The following is a 21,700-nucleotide window of genomic DNA, read 5'->3' as shown; positions in this document are numbered from 1 at the left end:
GCTGTGGCGGCAGCCAAGCGGGAAGAGCTCACTGTTCCGGTAGCCGAACCCGCTACGGCGACCGTTCAAGAGGGACGGGGAAGCCAGCCGACGGGGTCTCGCAGGGGATCGATGACCAGCACAGGATCAAGCAACACCGAGTGGGACAAGTCTCGGGTCGACATTCCGGCGCCGGCGACACTCGGCCGGCTGCGTTCGCGATCGGTGGCGGGCGGTCGCTCACTGGCCGGTGGAAGGCGTCACCGCGACGCCCGCCTGCTGCGCATCCGCCGTGTCGGCAGCGGCGGGCAGCAGCAGCGTGAACACCGGTGGTGCCGCGCAGGAGAGGGTCAGCCGACCCTGTTCGGCCTCGGCCAGGCGGCGGGCCAGGGCCAGGCCGATGCCGTGCCCGTCGCGCCGGTCGGCCCGCCGGGTGAACAGCGTGCCGTCGGGGTCCTGCACGCCCGGTCCCTGGTCGGCAACGTCCACCGCCACCGCGCCGGAGGCCTCCCGCACGGCGAGGGTGACGGTGCCCCGGCCATGCGTGGTGGCATTGTCGACCAGTACCCGGAGCACCTGGCGGACCGCCGCGGTCGACGCCCGGGCCTCCGGAGCGCCCGGATCGATCTGCACCCGCAGGTCGCGGCCGTGCAGCGCCAGCCGCGCGCCCCACTCCGTCGACAGCTCGCCGATCAGCGCGCCCAGGTCCACCGGGCCGGCCGAGGCGGCCTGCCCGGCGCGGGCCAGGGCCAGCAGCTCGTCGATGATTGCCTCCAGGCGGTCGGCGTCGAGCAGGCTCGTGGCGATCGCCGCTCCGGTCTCGGGGTCGGTCCGCTCGGCCGCCGCCTCCAGCCGCAGCCGCAGCCCCGCCAGCGGGGTCCGCAGCTGGTGGGAGACATCGGCGGAGAACGCCCGCTCGCCGGCGAGCAGGTCGTCCAGGCGCGCGGCGGTGGCGTCGAGCGCGGCGCCGACCGCGTCGATCTCCTCGATCCCACCCCGGCGGGTGCGGACGGTGAAGTCGCCGTCCCCCAGCCGGCGGGCGCTCTCCTCCAGGTCCTCAAGCGGGCGGGCCAGCCGGCGCGCCTGCCGCCGCCCCACCAGCCAGGCGACGGTCACCGCCGCCGCGGCCAGCCCGGCCATCGCGGCCCAGATGACGGTGACGTCGCGCAGGACGGTGCTGGGCGTGGTGACGGCCACGGCACCGATCACCTCGTCGGAGTGGGCGATGGGGACGGCGGCCACTAGGAGGTCGCCGACGGTGCCGGTCTCCGCGTCGCCGTCGAGGGCGTCGGATATCACGTCGGCGGGGGCGTCCGGTCCGGATCCGGCGATCCGGTCGCCGCCCCCGCCGTAGACGATCACGCGGTGCTCTTCCCCGACGACGTCCTCGACGTCCTCAAGGTCGATGGGGGCGCCGTCGCGCACGTCGCCGGCCACGCTGAGCGCGACGTCCCGGGCGTGGCCCACCAGGTGCACCCGCTCGTGCTGCATTAGGTACTCGAACGCCCCCACGCCCAGCGGCACGGCGAACAGGACCGTGGCGACGACGGCCGCCAGCACGGCCACGCCGATGATGCGAGTGCGCATGAGGCCTCGCCTCCGTTCCGCAGCCGCCGACCGGCGCGGTTCCCGGCGGCGGCCAGGATGCCGGGCCGCGACGGCGCTGTCACCGCCCCCAGACGTGACGTCACATCCCGGGAACACCCTCGCAGGCCGTGCTGACCAGGCGAATGCCCGCGAATGGTTAGCCAGCAAAGCGTCTGGAGTGGCTCAGTCTCTCAAGAGTTCAGCCTGACAGGGGGAGTGTCCGGTAGGGGATCGTCTATCGAGGCACTCCGAAGCAACCGAAGGGTCTCACCACGTGACCCCGCAGATCGAGAAGGTGCCACCTCAACCCCGCAATCTGGGAAGGACTAGTTGGCATGCCTGAAGAAGAAGGTGACCGCGAAGCGGTGGATCAGGTCCGCGGTGCCGTCCGGGGTCCGGCGGCGGACGGGGCCCTTCCGCTCCCGCCCGCGGCAGTCACCAGCGATTTGCTCGCCGTGGGCGAGGCCACCCACGGCAGCAGCGAATTCTTCCGGACCCGCGCGGCCTTCGTTCGCCAGATGGTCGAAGACCACGGCACCCGCCTGGTCGCGCTCGAGGCGAGCGCTGCGGCGACCGTGGCCCTGGATCGGGTGGTCGGTCGCGGATCGACCGAGGCCCAGATTGTGGACGTCCTCGGTGGCCTGGGCTACTGGACCTGGAACGTGCGGGAGATGCTGGAGCTCCTGGCCTGGATCGCGTCGTGGAACGCACGCCACCGGGGACCCGACACGGTCAGGGTCGTCGGCGTCGACCCCAACGGGGCCGGCTCGGCGCTGGTGCGTCTGCGTAGCGCGCCCTTCGGCGACCGGGACGCCGTTGCAGCGCTCGACCGCCTCGACCCGCTCGCCGAACGCGACGGAAGGCTCTTAGTAGAAGACCGAGACCTGCTCGGGGTGGTCGAGGCCGCGACCGGCTTCCAGCAGGCGCTGCTCGCCCACGAGCACGGCGCCGGCAGCGCAGGCGCCGCCTCCCGTGACGAACCCGTGCGGGCGGCCCTCCTCGACTGCTGCATCCTCCTCGCCGGGCTGGAGCAGGAGGCGGACGCGCGGCGGCGCGGGCTTCACCCCGGAGCTCGGGAAGGCCTTCGGGACCAGCGCATGGCTGACCTGCTCACCCTCCACCGGGCCGCGGACGGGCGAGGCTCGGGCCCGGTGCTGCTGCTCGCCCACAACGTGCACATCTCGCGAGAGCTCCCGGGTGACGCCCGGTACCGTCCGCTCGGCGCTGTTCTCGCGGACGAGCTCGGCGATCGCTACTACGCGCTGGCGCAGTTCTTCGGACGAGGGGAGTTCCTCGCCAAGAGCGCCATCGCCTCGTCCCTGCAACGCCGCCCGCGCCGGCGCCGCGTGACGCTGATGGCGGGCCTGCCGCTGGTCGAGCACGTGCTCGACCAGATCGACGGCACCGCGTACGTCCTGGACCTCCGTGGGGACGCGGGCCCAGCCGCGCAGGTGCTGTCCGAGCACAGCGCCATGCGGGCGTTCGGCGCCCAGGTCGTCCCCGTCGTCTACCGGACGTCGATGACCCACATCGACCCGGGACGCGCCTACGACGGCATCGTCTACCACCGGGAGATCGGGTCGTCGACGCTGCTTCCGCGGCCTCCTCGTGGTGCGGCATGGTGCCGACGGGAGCGAGCGACTTCCTGGAAGGAATGCGCGCGATGAAGTACTCCAACTCGATCGAGGTGGCCCTGCCGCGGGAGAAGGTGGCCCAGCTGCTCGCCGACCCGGCACACATACCGAAGTGGCTGCGGGGCCTGGTGCTGCACGAGCCGGTGAACGGGATACACGGGCAGCTCGGTACCAAGTCGCGGGTCGTGATGCAGTCGGGGCAGCGGAAGATCGAGTTGACAGAAACAATCACGCGCCGGGATCCGGCAGACCTGCACGGGATCCCGAAAGAGAGCGTCGTTTACTTCGACCGCGAGATTGTCGGCGCGGGCATGTGGAGCGTTCAGCGCGATCGGCTGACCGAAGCCAGCCCGGACACGACGCTTTGGGAGAGCGAGAGCGAATACCGGTTCAGCAGCCTGCTGATGCGGCTGGTGGGGCTTCTGATGCCCGGCTCCTTCTACAAGCAGTCGCAACAGCACATGCAGGATTTCAAGGCTTTCGCCGAACAGGGGAAGGATGTCCGCGAAGGGAGGAACTGATCTGCCGCAGATAGCAACGAGAATCTCCGACGGCGATCGGCCGCTGCTTGGAGCGCCCGGTCACGGGAACTTGCGGCGTGATCATCATCGGACACTTGCGTTCCCACATTCGGGTTCCTGGTGAGCGATTCCTCTACGGTGGCGCCCGCGTAGTCCGGAGACGGTGACGCCCGCAAGCGTTCACTGCAGGAGGGCGACTGAGTCCGCGGGTGGCTCTCGGCTGCTTCCCCCAAGCCGTCTCGTTAGTTGCGAGCAGCGCTGGCTGGCTCGGCGCCCGCAGCGAAGCGAATGCCTGCCGACGCCTTCAAAATCAGCTCCAAGCACCCGTGAGCGGCCACAGGGACTGCTGCAGCGCCGCCGACACTTGCCGGGTCAGTCCGCCGCTACACGAAGCGTCGGCGTGGACCCAACCGACGGAAGCTCCGCCGGGCCGCTGTTTGACCTCGACGGAACTCGTTCGACACATGCCCAGCACTCCGTGCGCCGTAACCGGACGCGCAACTTGAGCGCGCACAACCGAGTATTCGAAGCCTGGAAGGACGTCTGCAATTGCTGCGCTGCCGCTCACGGAGGCGTCCCGCAGGAGGAACCTCAACCGGGAACATCGCCGGACGAAGCACGTGCCCCCGGTCGCCGTCCCGCAAGACCCGCCCGGTGAGCCGTCTCGCACGGGGAGGACAACCGGGACACCTTCTTGGCCGACAGAGCCGAGTCGCCCGCTGGCCGCTCGACGCCTACGCCACCGTGTCGCAGGAGGCCGCTGCGTGACCGCAAACCGGTGCACCGCGAAGCCCAACGTCATCAGCATGGGTAGGCGGGAAACCCGGCTTACTGCATGCAATCGGCAACCACCATGAGCGACCAACGAAATGACACCCACGACAACTCTCACCCTATAACGCCCAACCGCTACCGCTAACCCTCAAGCCTTTACTGAAGAACGGCACGCATGCTACCAATAGCGGTAGTACGGGCCCCGCTTCGCGGGACCCATCGCCGTTTCTGGGGTGACCTGTTGGCCATTGTTGGGTGGCGTTGAGAATGCACGGTGGAATGAAGGTGTACGCCGGGGCGCCAGCGGCGGCACGCCACTACGTGGAAGCTGGCTGGGGCCGGGCCGATGACTACTACCTGACCGAGGGCACCGGGCTCGCCCGCCGCTACACCGCCGACGGTCGGGTGCAGGAGCTGGCGCCGCTGGCCGGGGACGGCTACGAGGCGTGGGTGGCCGGTCTCGACCCGGACGACGGGATGGCGCGGGGGCGGCTGCGCACCGACGACCGGGCGGTGCGGTTCGTCGAGGTGGTGGTCAACGGGCCGAAGTCTTGGTCGCTGGCCGCCGCCCTGCACCCGGACATCGCGACGGCCTACGACGCCGCCCAGGACCGCGCCGCGACCCAGGTCATCGGCTGGCTCTCGCAGCACGCCACCACCCGGGTCGGGCCCCGGGGCGGGCAGCTGCAGGTGCTGGTCGAGCGCCTGGAGGCGGTGACGGTGCGGCACTACACCTCCCGGGCCGGGGATCCGCACCGGCATCTGCACCTGCAGATCAATGCTCGGGTGTTCGCCGCCGGCCGGTGGCGGGGGCTGCACACCCTCGGGGTGCGGGACTTCCTCGCCGCGGTCAACGGCATCGGGCACGCCGCGGTCGCCTGCGACCCGCAGTTCCGGGCCGCGTTGGCCGCGCACGGCTACACCGTGGACGGAACCGGCGACGTACCGGAGCTCGCTGCCTACGCTGCCGCGTTCAGCGCCCGGGCGGCGCAGATCGGCCGCAATGTGGACCGCTACGAGCGGGAGTGGACGGCCACGCATCCTGGCCAGATCCCGGGGCCGGGACTACGGCGGGCCTGGGACGCCCGGGCTTGGGCCGAGGGCCGCCCGGACAAGGTCACCCCACAACCGGGCACCGACCTCACCGCCCGGTGGGTGGCCGAGCTGGCCACCCTGGGCTACCGCGACCCCGGGCACTCGGTCGACCTGGCCCCCACCCCGATCGGGACGCTGGACCGTGACGTGGCCGTGGAGCGCGTGCTGTCCCGGCTGGCGGCCGCCCGGTCGGCGTGGAACGCCGCCGATGTCCGCGGGGAGGTCGAGCAGCTGCTCGCCGCCGCGCGCATCGTCGTCAACGCCGGCGTGCGGACCGAGCTGGCCGAGGACCTCAGCGCCCGTGCCATGGCCCGGTGCGTGCCGCTGCTGGACCAGGACCGGGCCGGCGTTCCGGAGCACATCCGGGCGTGGACCTCCCAGACGGTGCTCGATGTCGAGGCCGACCTGAGCGACCGGTTGGCCGCCCGCAGTGCCCCGGCACGAGCCGACCAGCGGCGAGAGCACGAGCCGGAGCTGCCCGCTGCCGTGCGCGGGCAGTTGGATGCCGGGCAGGCGGCGGCGGTCACCGCGCTGACCGGCGACCGGCCCCTGATCGTCGTCGAGGGCGCGGCGGGTGCGGGCAAGACCACCACACTGGCCGCCACCCGCGCGCTGCTGCACGCGCGCGGGAGCGGGTTGGTGGTCGTCACCCCGACGTTGAAGGCGGCCAAGGTCGCCGCCGCCGAGGTCGGCACCGCCACCGGGTCCGCGGCGTGGCTGACCTTCCAGCACGGCTGGCGCTGGACGGACGACGGCGTCTGGACCCGGCTGGCCGCCGGCGACACCGACCCGCGCACCGGAGCCGTCTACACCGGCCCGGAGCCAGGGGCGGGCCTCAGCTCCGGGGATCTGCTCGTGGTCGACGAGGCCGGCATGCTCGACCAGGACACCGCCCGCGCCCTGCTGACCCTCGCCGATGAACACCGCGTGCACGTGGCGCTGCTCGGCGACCGGCACCAGCTGACCGCGGTCGGCCGCGGCGGCGTGCTGGACCTGGCCGCCGGGCAAGTCGACCCGGCAGCCCACCTGGTGCTCGACAGGGTCCACCGCTTCACCTCCACCGACCAAGACGGCCGCGTGAGCCCGGACACCGTGTACGCCGAGCTGACCTTGACCATGCGAACCGGCGCCGATCCGGGCGCGGTGTTCGACGCCCTCATGGCCCGCGGCCGGATCCGCCTGCACCCTGACCCGGCAGCACTGCACGAGGCGCTGGCCATGCTCGTCGTCGCACATAACCGCGACGGCGAGCGGGTGGCCGTGGTGGTCGATACCCGCGAGCAGGCCGCCCAACTGGGTGCGGCCATCCGCGAGCGGCTGGTCGCCGACGGACGCGTCGACGACACCCGGGTCGCGGTCACCGCCAGCGGACAGCGGATCGGCGCCGGGGACCGGATCGCCACCCGCCGCAACGACAGCGACCTCGGGGTGGCCAACCGTGACACCTGGACCGTCACCGCCGTGCATAGCGAAGGAAGGCTGGCCGTCCTCCCGGCCGATGTCACCCCACGAGAGGCTGTCCCTGCCGGTGTCACGCCGGCGAGGGCGGGGAAGCGGGTACTGCCCGCCGGCTACGTCACCTCGAACGTGGAGCTGGCCTACGCCTCCACCGCGCATGGCGCGCAGGGTGACACCGTTCCCGCCGCGCACCTCGTGGTGGGTGAGCACACCGGGGCGGCGTCGGCCTATGTCGGGATGACCCGCGGCCGCACCGCCAACACCGCCCACCTGATCGCCACTGACTTCGCCGACGCACGCGAGCAGTGGATCGCCGCCTTCGGCCGGGACCGCGCCGACCTCGGGCCCGGCCATGCCGCGCAGCTCGCCGCCGCCGAGGCCGCCCGCTACGCCGCACCTCGCCCGGTGGAGCAGATGCTGGCCGAGCTGCAGCAGGCGTGGACGGTCGAGCAGCGCTGCCTCGAGCGGCTGGCCGTCCTGGAACCGTGGTGCGACGTGCTGCGCCGGGCCGTGGCGCTGGAGACTTCTCACGCTGGCGAGCTGGCCCGACTGGACGCCGAGCATCGGCAGGCGAGTCTGGCCGCCCAGCACGCGGTCCAGCGGGTCGAGGCCGCCGGTGCTGCCCTCGCGGAGGACGCCGACCGGATCCGGGAAGGCCTGCTCGCTACCTGGGACGACCAGCGCAGCAACGCCCGCACCGCAGCCAAGGTGGTGCTCGACGGGCCCGGCTGGTGGGGGCTCAAGCGCGCCCCCGTCGCCCGGGCCGGTGCGCAGCTGTCCGGCTGGGCCGACCGGTGGCGCCCGCAGCTGCCCGGACTGCCCACCGACTCGGAGCAGCTCGCGCGGGTGGCCGACCGGGGCGACGACCGGCCGGCGCTGTGGCGGGCGTTCAACGCCATCGCCCGCGGGGCTGCCGAACAGCAGCATCCCGAGCACGCCGGGCTGCATGCCGCCGCCGAGGCCGCCCGCCGGGCCGGCGAGCAGGCCCAGGCCGCCCTTGCCGAGGCGCAGCGCCGGCGCGCGGAACGGCTCGATCCGCTCGGGCCGCTGGCCTGGGCACCCGATCTCGCAGGGCGGCTGACCGCCCTCGAGCGCTCCGTCGCCACCACCCGGCATGAGCTGGCCGGTGCCCGGGCCCGCATCGCCGACCTGCAGGCCGAGCCGGCCCTGCTGGGCCAGCCGCGCGACCGGCTCACCGCAGCCCGCGACGCCTGGCGCGCGCACTACGACGCCGACCGTCACCAGCGCCGAGCCGCCACGCCAGGGCAGGGCGCCTTCCCGGCGGGTGTCCCGCGGCCCGAGTCCGAGCGCTACGGGCCACGGACGGCACGGGATGTCACCCCGAGCCTCGGGCGGTGAGCCGGACTCGTCATCACCAGGGCCGCTGTCGACCACATGAGCGGGACTGCAGGAGAACTGGAGGACAACTGAAGAACCCTCCGACCTCCGGCGGGTCACCGTCGCAGCCAGCCTTCCCGACGCCGTAATCCGGCGCCGATCCCGGGCGCAAGGCGAAGACCCCAGGCGCTCCCACCCCCGGGACCGGACGCTGCGGGGAGGGACAGGAGAAGAACAGGAGGTCGACAGAAGAAGTTGGTTGTGGGCTGTCAGCAACGGCCACGAAACGGCGCCTTCTAGGGGTGGACAGCCGCCCCGACCCGTCGAGCCTCGGAGACGACCATGACCGACCACACCCCCGGCCCCGCTCACACCGCCGAGCCCACGCCCCAGCTGCTCACCATCGCCGAAGCCGCCCTACGGCTGCGCACCCCCGTCGCCACGCTGCGGTACTGGCGGCACTCGGGCACCGGCCCGCACAGCTTCCGGCTCGGCCGCCGCGTCGTCTACCGCCGCGACGACCTCCAATCCTGGATCGACGCCTGCCGCCACCATGGCGCATCTACCGGGACGTGATGCCCGGCGTGCAATCGCCCATGTACGAGCGACCCGTTCAGCCCAATTGCTCGAGGACCTGCGCTGCTCCGGTGGCCCGCCTCCTGCGGCCGTAGTAGACGTCCTGCGTGACGGACGGCTTGGCATGCCCGAGCTGGTCGGCCGCGCTCCTGGCCGACAGCCCTGCCTCGTCCATGAGCGTGGCGACGGTCTTGCGGAAGGCGTGGGAGGTGACGTCCGGCATCCCCATCGCGTGAAAGGCCTCGCGAAGAGCCCGGCGGGTGTTGTTCGGGTCGCGCAGCTTGCGGCTGCGCGGCGCGGGGAAGACCGGTCCTCGCGACGGCCCGCGCCGCCGCAGGAGCGCGACACACCAGCTCGGGAGCTCCAGCACCCGCTCCCCCGCCATCGACTTCGGCCGGCTGACGACCAGGCCCTGACCCTTGACCCGCAGCACCGTCCCCGTGACCGTGACGGTGCCGGCATCGAGGTCCATGTCCGGCCAGCTGACTGCACAGGCCTCGCCGATGCGGAGACCGGTGGCGACCATGAACGCCACGAGGTCCGGCAGGTCCCGCTCGCGAGCCGTCGCGTCCTCGCTCAGCCATGCCCGCACCGACCTGACCTCGTCCGCGGTCAGCGCCCGCGGCGCCCGCCGGGTCTGGCTGGGGATGCGCGCCACATCCCGGCAGGGGTTGGCCTTCAGGGCGTCATGGCGGCAGGCCAGGCCGCACATGCCGCTGATCACCGACTTGGTCATCTTCGCAAGCGCCGGACCGTGCGACGCCCGCACGGCCGCCAGGTGACGATCGAGCAAGCCGACGCTGAGCTCACGCACCCGCACGCTGCCCAGTGCCGGGAGAACCTGCCGATCGAGCCGGTCACGGTAGGCCTGCATCGTCGACGGGCTCTTGCCCTCGAGCTGGCTGAACCACTTCGCCGCGAGGTCGGCGACCTTGGTGTCGGGGGTGATCTCGTAGCCCGTTCCCGGACGTCCCCGATCTCGCAGCGCCACGGCGAGGGCCCGCTCCGCCGCCCCCTTGGTCTTGGCCTGCCGCTGCACCTGGCGGGTGGCCCCGTCCCAGTCCCGGTACAGACACACCGCCCGGTACCCGGCCGGATCCGGGTAGACGCGGACCCGGCCGTGGGTGCCGAGCTCCAGATGGGGTCTGGCCACGATGCCCCCGCTCGGAGTCGTGATCGCGCCGGGGCGGCACCGTCCGGCGAGGCCACACTTTACTCGCCGGGGCCATGCTTTACTCATCGTTTACTCGCCAGGATCGGCCAGCTCCGACCAACAAGCCCCAACCCTAAGAACCGACGAACATGGCTTCTGAGCTGCAGGTCTTCGGTGACTGTCATCAATAGCCATCAGTGATCAACTTACACGACCCTTAATCAGCGGGTTCGGGGTTCGAGTCCCTGATGGCGCACCCACTCCCCCTCCTGACCTGCGACGTCAGGCTCGATGGACACGCCCGCCCCCGGTCCGGACCTCACCACCGGGTCCGGTCCGACGGGACAGGTCGAGGCAGGAGCACGGAGACCCGACGCGCCACCGCAGCCGCAGCACTGCTCCGACTCGGGCGCGGCAGCCGCTCGCTCCTCAGTCGTCCGCGGCACGACCATCGCCGGGAAGCGGCACGGCGTCGTGCGGCGGGGAGGCAGGCACGGCGCCGAGCCCCAGGTGGTCGGCGTCGTTGAACGAGACCAGCGTCCACTCCGGCTCGCCGGTGGGGGTGACCCGGTGCCGCCAGTGGGTCAGGCTGGTGTTCAGCGGCGCGCAGTCCACTCGGTTCCCGCTCGCCCCCAGGCCGAACGCCAGCGCGAACGACGCCTCCACGACCCCCGCGTGGCACACCGCGACCACCGTCTCGTCCCGGTGCCGTGCCACGAGACGGGACAGCGCGCCGCACGCGCGGGCCAGGAACGTCGCCCAGCTCTCGCCGCCCGGGGAGAACACCCGGTAGGGGTCCCACGTCCCCGGCGTCTCCTCGCCGGCGCGGTACCTCGCCCGCCACTGCTCCACGGTCAGCCCGTCCGCCTCCCCAGGACGCAGCTCGTGCAGCCCGTCGTCCCGCAGCACCGGCAGGCCGAGCCCGCGCGCGACGTACTCGGCGGTCTGCAGCGCCCGCGGAAGGGTGCTGGAGACGAGTCGGTCGGCGTCCACCCGTCGGTCCGACAGCCGCTCCTGCAGCAGGCGGGCCTGCTCCCTCCCCCGCGGCGTCAGGCCCGCGTCCCCACGCATGCCGCCGATCACCGGCTCGACGTTGGCCACGGCCTCGCCGTGCCGCACCAGGAACAGCTCCGTCGCCACCAGGTCCTCCCTCACGAACTGCCGCGGCCGCCGCGACAGCGTGTCGCACGGTCCGGTGCACCCCTGCGGCGGGTGGCGCAGAACGCGGCTCGGGGCCTCGCACGAGGGTCGCGGCTGCCACCTCCGTGCCCGGAGCGGTCGATCGGCCGTCCGACGCCCTCGTGCGCCGACGTGCTCGAGGGACTGTCCATGCCCTACGGTGCAGCGCCAGCCTGTTCGCCGAGCGGCCCGGGAGTGTGGGATGCCCGCTGACCTGGAGGAACGGGGGCCGTCCCCCGTCGGCTTCCCCGCGTGCCCGGCGTGCGTGTACCGGACGTCGGGCACCCCGGCGATCTGCTTCCCGTGTGCCACCGCCGGTAGCCCGGTGGTCAGCGCACCGACGTGCGCTCTGTGCGGTCAGCCACTGGAGGGGGCATCCCCCTGCCCGAACACGGTGTGCACCCTCGACGACCCGTTCTTCACCCGCGTCCACACCGTCTGCGACAGACCGGAGGAGATGTGGGACGCGATCATGAGCTACAAGTACGGCGAGGACCGCTCGTGGGCTGACGTCCTCGGGCGGATCCTCGTCGGGTTCCTCGACGACCATCGAGAGGACTTCGAGCGCTACGACGTCATCACGACCGGCGCCATCTACGTCGGGCCACGCGCACAGCGGCTGTGGGACTACCTCTCGCTGGTCCTCGACGCGGCCGCGCACGAGGGGCCCCACTGGCCCTTCGCCCCCGGGCTCATCGCCAAGTCCGGACCGACGGGCCGGTTCCTCGGCATCAGCCCGCAAGCGCGTCAGCAGATCGCCGAGGGCGAACTGCGGGCCGCCCTGTCCGTCCCGGCGCCGGCCCGCATCGCCGGCCGGCGGGTCCTGGTCTTCGACGACGTCTACTCCGAGGGCTTCTCCCTGAGGGAGATGGCCCGCGTCCTCCTGGCGGCCGGCGCCACCGAGGTGGCCGGCCTCGTGCTGACCCGCCGCAAGGGCGGCTGACACCGCGCTGCGGCCGAGCGCCGGTGCTCGTCCCGCTGGGGTGGCGCCTGTCCGGCGTCGAGGTCCGCAACGGCTCCGGCGCGTTCTGGCTGGACTCCGACCGGGACGGCGTCCGGGCCATCGAGGCGGTCGCTGCTGTCGGTCGCCCTCGTCGTCGCCGTCCTCGCGTGGTTCCTGCCGCAGTCCACCAGCCTGTCCGACGTCTGGGCCTCGGTCCGGGGCATGACGGTCGTGGAGGTCGTCGTCCTCCTGCTGTCCTCGGCCTGCTGGTGGCCCTGCCCGGGTCGAGGCGGCCCACGACCGGGCCCGCCCGCCCGGCAGCCCGATCGAGACCTCGGCCGCGGCGTTCCCGTCGGACACGCCGTCGCCGGTGCCGTGACCGCCGTCGGTCTGGTGCTGGTCCTCGCCCGGCCGGGACCGAGCCGATGGCGGTGGGAGGTGCGGGCGGTGGTGTTCGCCGGCCTGATGGCGCTCGCGCGGGTCCACCTGCGGGCGCACTGGGCAGCGACACCGTCACCGGGGCCCTGCTCGGCGCAGGCCTGGCACTGGGGTGGCCGGCCCTGCTCATGGCGCTCCGCAGCCGGGTCGGCTCTCCGACGCCCCCGGCCCCGTGAGCGCCGGGACCGTCTCCGCGCTGCCCGAGCGGCTCCCGGCCGGCCCGCGCGGACGGCAGGATGGCGCCGTCCGCCGGCCGGCGAGCGGGAGGAGGCCCGACCCGTGTCCCTCGTGGGCCACGCCGTCCCGGCCCCGCTGCGCCCGTTCGTCGCGGCGGCGCACGGCTACCGCGCGCCGGCCCTGCCGACGGGCCTGCACCGCGGGCTGCCGTCCCGCCACCTCACGCTGGTCGTGGAACTGGCGGCACCACTGCGGGTCAGCGGACCGGGTTCCGCGGTCGCGGCGCACGCGGTGGTCGGCGGCCTGCACACCCGGGCGGCGCTGATCGACGCCACCCGTCCCCAGGACGGCGTCCAGTACGCCCTCACCCCGCTGGCCGCGAGCGCCCTCCTCGGGCTGCCCGCCGCCGAGCTCGCCGAGCGCACCGTCGACCTGGTCGACGTCCTCGGCCGGGCGGCGGACCGGGTCGTCGACGACCTGGCGGCCGCCGACGGCTGGGCGGAGCGGTTCGCCCGGCTCGACGCCGCACTGCTCGACCGGCTCTGCGGCGACCTCGCGCCCGTACCGCCCGAGGTCCGCGAGGCCTGGCGGCTGGTGCACGGCAGCGCCGGCCGCTGCCGGGTCGAGGACCTGGCCGCGCACGTCGGGTGGAGCCGGCGGCACCTGAGCGAGCGGTTCCGGCTGGCCACCGGGCTGACACCCAAGCAGGCAGCCCGGATCGCCCGGTTCGAGGCGACCCGCCGGCTGCTGCTCGACCCGCGTCGTCCGCCGCTGGCCGAGGTCGCCGCCCGGTGCGGCTACGCCGACCAGCCGCACCTGGCCCGGGAGTGGCGGGCCCTCGCCGGGTGCAGCGTGGGGACCTGGCTGCGCGAGGAGCTCCCGTTCGTCCAAGACAGCGCCCCGGCCGAGGCGGCACCCTCTCCGGCATGACTTCTCAGACCACCACCCCCGCGCCCACCGTCTGGCCGAGCGTCGGCTTCACCGACGTCGACGCCGGGATCCGCTTCCTCACCGAGGGGCTCGGCTTCACCGTCACCGCCTGTCACCGCGACGAGGACGGCACCGTCGTGCACGCCGAGGCCCGCTGGCCGGACGGCGGCGGCGTCATGTTCGGCAGCCGCGGCAAGCCCGGCGACTGGGGCGCCCTCGGACCGCAGGGCGTCTACGTCGTCGCGGCGGAGCCGGCCACCGTCGACGCCGCCTGGGAGCGCGTCCGGGGCACCGCCGAGGTCGAGGTCCTGCAGGAACTGCACGACACCGACTACGGCTCCCACGAGTTCGGCGTCCGCGACCCCGACGGCAACCTCTGGACGATGGGCACCTACCGCGGCGCCTGACCCGGCGGCGGCGAGGCCCGGACCACCAGCCAGACCAGAGCGGCCTGCCACAGGACGAAGCCGGCGAGCGCGGCGAGCCAGCCGGCCGGGGCGATGCCGACGAGCACCGGGCGCGGGACCACCGCCACCGAGCACAGCGCCAGGACGCCGCTCAGCCACACGACCAGGGCGGTCCAGCGGTACCGCGGCGCCGTGCTGGGGCGGACGGTGATGCCCAGGGCCGACAGGTCCTCGGGCGGGTGCCGGCGCAGCATCCGCCGCCGCGACCGGTAGACCAGCACGCCGGGGTACCGCTCGGCCAGCACCCGCTCGCACCGGCGACGACGGCGCGGGGAGATACTGGCCCGGCGGGGCAGGGTGACGGCCTGGACGCGCGCCGCGGCGGCGCGGAAGCCGGACTCGCCGAGGACGATCCGGCCGCGGGCGGCGACCACCGCGGTCACGTCCCCCCAGCCGGTCCCCAGGCCGGTGGAGCTGGGGTGGTACCAGCCGTAGAGGCCGCAGCCGCACCCGCGCGCGGGCGGCGAGTGCCCGTCGTCGACCGCGCAGCGGGCCTGCTCGACCGGCCAGCTCCAGGGGCCCGCGGCGACGTGCACCGGCGGGCGCAGGCCGTCCTCGGCCAGGCGGAAGCGGCGGTAGCCCCGCAGCTCCCCCGCGACCAGGGCGGGCGGGTCCGCGGCGGGGTCGACCGGCAGGGTCACGCCGGTGCGGGCACCGGTGCAGGCGGTGCCGGTTCGGGCGCCGGGCTCGGCGCGGCCGGCGCCGGGTCGGCGACGGGCTCGAACTCGATCTCCCGGCGCTCGGGGCCGATGTCGCCGGCCACGCAGGGCCGGGCTGCCGGGACGGTCCGGGGTGTCGGCGGTGCGCTCGGCGTGTGCATCTGCGGCTCCTCGCCCGTGCCACGGGGCCCCGGGCCGGTCGCCGGCGCGGCGCCCGGGACGCGCTCGCCGAGCCGGCCCGCTGACACTGCAGTGAAGCACCCGCCGGCCCGCCGGGTAAGGCCTCCCTCGCCGGGTGGGGGCGGGCGTCCGGCAGCTCCGGACCGAGCGCGTCGTGGCCCGGCCCGCCACGGGACGTCGGGACACGCGGGGCGGACCGTGCCCACCGCAGGGCCTCCTTGACCGCCCGTGAGGGTCTGCCCCAGGGTCGCCGCCAGTCGAGCCACGAGGGTGGAGGCCGTCATGGTCGCAGCAACCGGTCCCGCTCCTCGCCCGCGGTGGCGCCGCGCGCTCACGGCGGGGCTCGCCGCCGGCGTCCTGGTCCTCGCTTCCCTGGGCGGCACGGCCTGGGCGGAGCCGGCGGTGGACGTGGGCGCCGGCGTCCGCTGCGACAGCGGCGTCGTCGCGCGGCTCGACGAGGTGGTCACCGCGACGCTGGAGCGGACGGGCGTCCCGGGGGTGATCGTCGGGGTGTCGGGGCCGGACTGCCGGTACGAGGCGGCCTTCGGGGTCGCCGACAAGGCCACCGGGGAGCCCATGCGCACGGACTTCCACAGCCGCATCGGCAGCGAGACCAAGACCTTCACGGTCACCGCACTGCTCCAGCTCGTCGACGACGGCGCGGTGGGCCTGGACGACCCGATCGGCGAGTACGTGGCGGGGGTGCCGGAGGGCGACCGGATCACGCTGCGCCAGCTCGCGCGGATGCAGAGCGGCCTGTTCAACTACAGTGCCGACGAGGACTTCCTCCAGGCGCTCGTGAGCGACCCGTACCGGAGCTTCACCCCGCAGGAACTGCTGGGCTACTCCTTCGCCCACCCGCTGGACTTCCCGCCGGGTGAGGGCTGGGAGTACAGCAACACCAACACGATCCTGCTCGGACTGGTCGTCGAGGAGGTCAGCGGGCAGCCCCTGCACGAGTACCTCGACGAGCACGTGTTCGAACCGCTCGCCCTCGACGACACGGCCTTCCCGACCGACAACTCCTTCCCCGAGCCGCACGCCGAGGGCTACACGGTCTACGACGGGACCGAGATCGTCGCCACCGACTTCAACCCCTCCTGGGGGTGGGCGGCCGGGGCGATGACCTCGACCCTGGACGACCTGCACACGTGGGCGCACGCGCTGGCCACCGGCACCCTGCTCGAGCCGGGGACGCAGGCCCAGCGCCTGGAGACGGCCGCACCCCCGGGAGGTGCCCCCGGGGTCGGCTACGGACTGGGTCTCTTCGTCGTCTCGGGCTGGATCGGGCACAACGGCTCGCTGCCCGGGTACCAGAGCCTCACCGTGTACCTGCCGGAGCAGGAGACCAGCCTGGTGGTGCTGCTGAACTCCGACGCGCCACCGCTCAGCGGGGACGTGGCCCAGTCGTCGTCGGCGTTCGGCACCGCGATCACCGAGGTCGTCAGCCCCGGCCACGTCTTCTGGCTCTGACCCCTGGAGCCCGGCTGATCCCCGGAGCCGCTGCGTCAGGACGGCGTCGGCGCGGTCGGCCGGGTCCCCTCGCTCGCCGGGGGTGCGCCGCTGAGCTTGCGCCACAGCCAGCTCGACGGCACCCGGCGGCCGGTCACCACGTACTCGCGGACCGCGTCGACGACGAGGGTGACCTCCAGCGCCCGGCGGGCGGCCGGCCAGCCGGCGAGGAGCAGCTCGTCCCCGGGTGCCAGGACGAAGTCGGGGTCCGGCGCCAGCGTGGCGTCCTCGCCGCGCAGCAGGAGGAGCGGGACCGCGTGCAGGCACTCGTCGCGGTCCTCCGGGTTGCGCATCAGGTCACGCAGCCGCGCTTCCCCGGCGGCCAGCCAGGGCGTCAGCGCCGGGGCCTCCCGGTCGGTGAGCCGCACCTTCCACAGCGCCTGGAGGTGCTGCCCGCACAGGTCGGTGAGCCGGTCGACCAGGTCCGCGGCCCAGTCGTCCCCGAGCGCCGGCATCGCCCGGAGGAAGCGCCACAGCAGCGGTGTCGACAGCTGCGCGTACACCTCGTGCGCGACCTCCTCGGTCGGGACGAGGAGCGCGTCGAGCTCCATCGCGGCGAACAGCGGCGCGCTCGACGGCCGGTTCTGACGGGCGGCGACGAACAGCGTGGGGTTGGTCCGGCGGGCGGTCTCCACCAGCGAGAGGTTGGTGATGTCGTTGTCGGTCCCGGCGACGAAGCCCACGGCCTCTTCGAGCCCCACCGCCGCCAGCACGGCGGGCTCGTAGCCGCCGGCCACGACGACGTCGTCCTCGTCGTCGTGCGGGCTCGGGTCGATGACGGTCACGTCGATGCCCTCGGCGCGCAGGTCCCCGGTCAGCTCACGGCCGAGCCGGCCGTAGCCGCACACCACCCAACGACCGCCGCGCGGCGGTGAGGCCCGCCGCGGCAGGGCGGCCCCCGGACCGCTCTCCAGCCAGGTCAGCAGCTGGTAGGACGCCGGTGCCCGCAGCGCCAGCTGCACGTGGTCGCCGAACAGGTCGAAGGGGTTGACCACGCTGGGCGAGCCGAAGACCCGCATCCGGTCGGCCATGACGCGCGTGGTCGCGCGGGCGATGACCGGGACGTCGGGGCGTAGCAGCGCGGTGGTCATGACGACGGCGAGGTTGGCCTCGTCGTCGTCGGTGAGCGCCACGACCGCCTCGCAGCACGGGTGGTCCAGGCCCGCGACCCCGAGGTGCCCGGGGTCCCGGGCGTCGGCGGCCAGACCCGGGACGTCTCCGTGGTACGACTCGAGCTCCAGCCCGTCGATCCGCTCGTCGTTCCGGTCCAGGACGACGACCCGGCGGCCCAGCGCGTCCATCGAGTGCCCGAGCAGCTCGCCGGCACGGCCGTAGCCGGCGATGAGCACGAACGGCTCGGACAGCCGGGCCACCTTGCGGGTGAAGCGCTGCAGCGCGAGCGCCGAGCGGAACGCCCGGTCCTGCAGCAGGCCGAGCAGCGAGCCGATCGCGTAGGCCCAGCCGACCACCGTGAGGTAGATCGAGATGGTCACCCACATCCGCTGGTTGTAGGTGAACGGGTACGGGATCTCCCCGAAGCCGATCGTGGTCGCCGTGTAGCTCATGACGTAGATGGCGTCGAAGAAGCCCATGTCCCAGGGCCGGCCCTCGGCGTCCTGACCGGGGATGAGGGTCAGGCCCAGCACGCTGATCCCGAAGATGGCGATGAGGACGATGAGCGGCGCCCGCATCCGCCGCAGGATCAGGAAGATCGTCTCGGAGGCCCGGTTGGCCGATGCGGCGGCCGCCAGGAGCCGGGCGCGACGGGCCCGCCGCTCCTCGTCCTCGCGCTGGCGGTGGCGCGCCCAGAACGTCAGCAGCGGATTGCCCACGACGGCCTCCGGCTCACCCGCGGTGGAAGGACACGGTCTCGATCACCAGCAGCACGACGGAGACGATGTTGGCCATCAGCGCGCCACCGGACAGCGACACGACGCTCGCCGTCCACCCCTCGGTCATGCCCGCTGACGAGACGTACTCGGCGTAGCCGTACAACAGCGCGGCCCCGACCAGCTGGAGGCTGGCCACGAGGCTGGTCGCCAGGTGGATCGCACCGATCTGGGTGCGGTCGCCGAACTTCAGCACGGTCGCGATGAGGTTGACGACCACCGCGGCGAACAGCTCGAAGGGGTTGTGCAGCTCGGCCCGGTCGATGTCACCGATGAAGAACCCGAAGTTCAGCGTGGCGGCGAGCAGGACGAAGAACCCGAAGACGACCTTCTCCAGGTTCACGCGGTCTCCCTCCGACGCCGGTGCGGCGAGGAGGTGAGCATCCCCGTCCCGGCCCTGGAGCGCTACCGGCGGCGGAGCAGCGGCAGCACCACCCGGTCGACCAGCTCGGTGACGACGGCGCCGTCGAGCGGGCGCCCGGTGACCAGCCAGCGCAGCCCGAGCACCGCGGGACCGACCTCCGGCGCGACCGACTCCCCCGCGCCCGGGGGGACCTCGCCGCGCTCGACCGCCCGGGCCAGCACGGCCTCCCAGACCGCGTCCCAGTCGGCCAGCGGCAGGCGACGGCAGCCCTCCTGCAGCACCGGATCGTCGACGACGGCGCCGAACAGGCTGCGCAGCGCCCGCCCGGAGGGGCCGCCGAAGAGCTCCACGACCTCGCTCAGGAGGGTGACCAGGTCGCCGCGCAGGCCCCCGGTGTCCGGGACCTCCAGCACCGGGGCGCCCACGACGTCCACCACGCTGAGCAGCAGCTCGGCCTTGCTCGACCAGCGCCGGTAGATCGTCGCCTTGCCGACCCCGGCCGCCAGGGCGACGGCGTCCATGGTCAGGCCGGCGTAACCGTTGCGGCCGAGCACCTCCAGCACCGCCGCCGCGATCGCCGCGTCGCGGGACGGGTCCAACCGCCGTCCGCCCGCCCGGGTGCGGGTGGGGTGGACCGTCCGGACCATCTCGTCACACTGCGTCACCGAGCGAACGTAACCCGTGTTCCGAGACGGTGCAGGACGGAGGCGCCGCCGGCGCGGGAGTCACGAGCGCTGCACGCCCGGACGACGCGGCGGGGCCGGCCGCGGTTCCCCGCGACCGGCCCCGTCCTCCCCCTGCACCGGCGCTCCCGTCCCCCACGGTCGCGCCGGTCCTCAGGCAGCCGGTGCTGCCGATCCCCCTCGGCGTCCCCGGCCGACCGTCGCACCGTTCCCCCCGGTGCCCCGGTCGTCCCCCTCCGGCCGGCGCCGCCGTCCCCCACGGCGGTGCCGGTCGTCGTGCCCGGCGGCGTCGTCCCCCCCGACGCCGCCGGTCGAACCGGCCGGCGGCTCCGTCCCCCCGTGCGATGGAGACGCCGGCTGTCCACCAGGCCCCGCAGGGCCGGCTCATCGCGCGACGCCGTCGCGCCGGGTGCCCGGGCGGTTCCGGTCTCTCCTCCCCGCCGTCCGTCTCAGGCACGGGGAGGACTCTGCTGGCCCATCCGCAGCGCACCCGCCGGGGAACCGCAAGGAACCCGCAAGATGCGGCAATCCGGTTGCCGCCGTCCCTACCGTCGACTCGTGGAGCTGGAGCGGGTCCTCCGCGAGGACGACGGCGAACTGGTCGGGCACCTCGGCGTCGACCGGCGCGGCGGCGCCGACGTGTGGGTGGCGCACGCCGTCTTCGGCTCCGCCCTGCGCGCCTTCCCGGACCGGGCGGAGGCGGCGGCGTTCCTGCGGCGGTCCGGTCTGCCGCTGCTGGCCGAGCGCTGGTGGTACCGGCCGGCGGACGACGCGGAGTGGCGGCCCACCGTCCTCGTGGAGGCCCGCCCCGGCGCGGTCACCGTCCGGTTCGGCTCCGACCCGTACGACACCGTCGTGCTCACCGGGGAGGCGCTCGGCCGGCTGACCCTCACCCCCACCGGGTAGCCCGCGGAAGGCCGGACGCCGCGCCGCGGTTGTCCGGACGTGAGCAGGGACGTCGAGGTCGTCGTCATCGGCGCCGGGCAGGCCGGGCTGAGCGCCGCGCACCACCTGGCGCGGCAGGGGTTCGCGCCCGGCACGGGTTTCGCCGTCCTCGACGGCGAGACCCGTGCCGGCGGCGCGTGGCAGCACCGCTGGCCGTCGCTGACGCTGGCCCGCACCCACCACGTGCACGACCTGCCCGGCCTGCCGTTCCCGGCCGCGGGGGACGACGTCCCCGCGGCAGCGGCGGTCCCCGCCTACTTCGCCGACTACGAGCGGCACTTCGAGCTGCCGGTGCACCGCCCGGTCCGGGTGCGCGCGGTCCGGCGGACCCGCGACGGCCGGTTCCGCGTCGAGACCTCGGACGGTGACTGGACCGCCGCTGCCGTCGTCAACGCCACCGGCACCTGGACCCGGCCGTTCGTGCCCCGCTACCCCGGGCAGGAGCTCTTCCGGGGCCGCCAGCTGACCCCGGTCGACTACCGGGGTGCCGCGGAGTTCGCCGGGCAGTCGGTGGTCGTGGTGGGCGGCGGCGCCTCGGCGGTGCAGTTGCTCGGGGAGGTCTCCGAGGTCGCCGACACGACCTGGGTGACCCGGCGCCCGCCGGTCTGGCGCGAGGAGCCGTTCGGACCGGACGAGGGTCGCGCGGCGGTGGCGCTGGTGGAGGACGCCGTCCGCGAGGGCCGGTCCCCGGGCAGCGTGGTCGGCGTCACCGGGCTGGTCGTCACCCCCTGGGTGCGGGACGCGCGCGCCCGTGGCGTCCTCGACCGGCTGCCGGTGTTCGACCGCCTCACCCCCGACGGCGTCGCGTGGGACGACGGCCGGTCCGTCCGCGCCGACGCCGTCCTGTGGGCCACCGGCTTCCGTGCGGCGCTGGGCCACCTGGCGCCGCTGGGCCTGCGCGGGCCGGGCGGCGGCATCCGGATGGAGGGCACGCACGTGGCCGGGGAACCGCGGGTGCACCTGGTCGGCTACGGCCCCTCGGCGAGCACGGTGGGCGCCAACCGGGCCGGCCGCGAGGCCGCGGTGGCGCTGCGCCGGCTGCTGCACCCGGACACGGCGCTGCCCCGTTCGGCTGCCTGATGAAGGTCCCCTCCAGGGTCCCCTCGCACGCTCGGTGACGCCCTGGAGGAGGCCGCTCGGGGGTCGATCAGGGTCGGTCCAGGGGGTTCCCGGATACCTGCGGGCGCCGGCGGCCGCGAGCCTCGACGCCATGACCTCC

Annotated in this window: 18 protein-coding genes; 10 read left to right on the top strand and 8 right to left on the bottom strand. The window is 74.1% G+C overall.

Going from position 1 to position 21,700, the window contains the following annotated elements; genetic code table 11:
* Window positions 1-219: 219 nt before the first annotated feature.
* Complete coding sequence (locus BMW27_RS10815) at window positions 220-1,566, bottom strand: sensor histidine kinase (RefSeq protein ID WP_091443644.1); 1,347 nt, start codon at window positions 1,564-1,566, stop codon at window positions 220-222.
* 335 nt (window positions 1,567-1,901) lie between these two features.
* On the opposite strand from BMW27_RS10815, the gene BMW27_RS10810 reads away from it, so the two are divergent.
* The 4 genes from BMW27_RS10810 (at window position 1,902) to BMW27_RS10795 (ending at window position 8,962) form a co-directional block, all read left to right on the top strand.
* The gene (locus tag BMW27_RS10810; RefSeq protein ID WP_091443642.1) at window positions 1,902-3,233 is read left to right on the top strand and encodes an erythromycin esterase family protein; all 1,332 of its coding nucleotides are present in this window, start codon (window positions 1,902-1,904) and stop codon (window positions 3,231-3,233) included.
* On the top strand, window positions 3,230-3,721 hold the full coding sequence (locus BMW27_RS10805; RefSeq protein WP_091444257.1) for an SRPBCC family protein: 492 nt from the start codon (window positions 3,230-3,232) through the stop codon (window positions 3,719-3,721). Before BMW27_RS10810 ends, BMW27_RS10805 begins: the two co-directional genes overlap by 4 nt.
* Window positions 3,722-4,774: 1,053 nt before the next feature.
* Window positions 4,775-8,407, top strand: a complete 3,633-nt coding sequence (gene mobF / locus BMW27_RS10800) for a MobF family relaxase (protein WP_091443641.1) — start codon at window positions 4,775-4,777, stop codon at window positions 8,405-8,407.
* A 321-nt stretch (window positions 8,408-8,728) separates the two neighbouring features.
* The gene (locus tag BMW27_RS10795; protein ID WP_091443639.1) at window positions 8,729-8,962 is read left to right on the top strand and encodes a helix-turn-helix transcriptional regulator; all 234 of its coding nucleotides are present in this window, start codon (window positions 8,729-8,731) and stop codon (window positions 8,960-8,962) included.
* A 37-nt stretch (window positions 8,963-8,999) separates the two neighbouring features.
* On the opposite strand, the gene BMW27_RS10790 is transcribed toward BMW27_RS10795, so the two are convergent.
* Together BMW27_RS10790 and BMW27_RS10785 are read right to left on the bottom strand one after the other, a co-directional pair.
* Complete coding sequence (locus BMW27_RS10790; RefSeq protein ID WP_091443637.1) at window positions 9,000-10,115, bottom strand: site-specific integrase; 1,116 nt, start codon at window positions 10,113-10,115, stop codon at window positions 9,000-9,002.
* A gap of 429 nt (window positions 10,116-10,544) precedes the next feature.
* A complete protein-coding gene (locus tag BMW27_RS10785; RefSeq protein ID WP_091443635.1) occupies window positions 10,545-11,255 on the bottom strand; it encodes a histidine phosphatase family protein in 711 nt (236 codons plus the stop codon).
* Between the two features lie 433 nt (window positions 11,256-11,688).
* Between BMW27_RS10785 and BMW27_RS10780 the strand changes: the two genes are divergently transcribed.
* From BMW27_RS10780 to BMW27_RS10770, 3 genes are all read left to right on the top strand, one after another.
* Window positions 11,689-12,237 (top strand): ComF family protein, encoded by a 549-nt coding sequence (locus tag BMW27_RS10780; RefSeq protein ID WP_091443633.1) that lies wholly within the window; start codon window positions 11,689-11,691, stop codon window positions 12,235-12,237.
* 717 nt (window positions 12,238-12,954) lie between these two features.
* Complete coding sequence (locus BMW27_RS10775; protein WP_217638117.1) at window positions 12,955-13,782, top strand: AraC family transcriptional regulator; 828 nt, start codon at window positions 12,955-12,957, stop codon at window positions 13,780-13,782.
* A complete protein-coding gene (locus BMW27_RS10770; RefSeq protein WP_091443631.1) occupies window positions 13,779-14,189 on the top strand; it encodes a VOC family protein in 411 nt (136 codons plus the stop codon). Before BMW27_RS10775 ends, BMW27_RS10770 begins: the two co-directional genes overlap by 4 nt.
* Here BMW27_RS10770 and BMW27_RS10765 read toward each other — a convergent pair.
* Complete coding sequence (locus BMW27_RS10765) at window positions 14,174-14,890, bottom strand: hypothetical protein (RefSeq protein ID WP_091443629.1); 717 nt, start codon at window positions 14,888-14,890, stop codon at window positions 14,174-14,176. The two genes, BMW27_RS10770 and BMW27_RS10765, sit on opposite strands and share 16 nt — an antisense overlap.
* Entirely contained in the window at window positions 14,887-15,069 is a 183-nt protein-coding gene (locus BMW27_RS10760) for a hypothetical protein (protein WP_139206873.1), read from the bottom strand. The genes BMW27_RS10765 and BMW27_RS10760 overlap by 4 nt, the downstream gene beginning before the upstream one ends.
* Window positions 15,070-15,370: 301 nt before the next feature.
* Between BMW27_RS10760 and BMW27_RS10755 the strand changes: the two genes are divergently transcribed.
* A complete protein-coding gene (locus BMW27_RS10755; protein WP_091444252.1) occupies window positions 15,371-16,561 on the top strand; it encodes a serine hydrolase domain-containing protein in 1,191 nt (396 codons plus the stop codon).
* Window positions 16,562-16,596: 35 nt separating this feature from the next.
* Here the strand turns inward: BMW27_RS10755 and BMW27_RS10750 are convergent, their stop codons facing one another.
* From BMW27_RS10750 to BMW27_RS10740, 3 genes are all read right to left on the bottom strand, one after another.
* Entirely contained in the window at window positions 16,597-18,432 is a 1,836-nt protein-coding gene (locus tag BMW27_RS10750; protein ID WP_091443626.1) for a potassium channel family protein, read from the bottom strand.
* Window positions 18,433-18,445: 13 nt separating this feature from the next.
* On the bottom strand, window positions 18,446-18,832 hold the full coding sequence (locus tag BMW27_RS10745) for a DUF6394 family protein (RefSeq protein ID WP_091443623.1): 387 nt from the start codon (window positions 18,830-18,832) through the stop codon (window positions 18,446-18,448).
* Window positions 18,833-18,894: 62 nt separating this feature from the next.
* Window positions 18,895-19,518 carry a TetR/AcrR family transcriptional regulator gene (locus BMW27_RS10740; RefSeq protein ID WP_139206872.1) on the bottom strand — a complete coding sequence of 208 codons (624 nt, stop codon included), beginning with the start codon at window positions 19,516-19,518 and terminating at the stop codon, window positions 18,895-18,897.
* A gap of 576 nt (window positions 19,519-20,094) precedes the next feature.
* Between BMW27_RS10740 and BMW27_RS10735 the strand changes: the two genes are divergently transcribed.
* A complete protein-coding gene (locus tag BMW27_RS10735; protein ID WP_091443619.1) occupies window positions 20,095-20,442 on the top strand; it encodes a hypothetical protein in 348 nt (115 codons plus the stop codon).
* 39 nt (window positions 20,443-20,481) lie between these two features.
* Entirely contained in the window at window positions 20,482-21,561 is a 1,080-nt protein-coding gene (locus tag BMW27_RS10730) for an NAD(P)-binding domain-containing protein (RefSeq protein WP_091443617.1), read from the top strand.
* Window positions 21,562-21,700 lie beyond the last annotated feature (139 nt).

This window comes from Geodermatophilus poikilotrophus (genome assembly GCF_900111455.1).
Classification (GTDB): Bacteria; Actinomycetota; Actinomycetes; order Mycobacteriales; family Geodermatophilaceae; genus Geodermatophilus; species Geodermatophilus poikilotrophus.
Note: the sequence above shows the minus strand (reverse complement) of the source record. Positions and strands in the feature narration are given on the sequence as shown.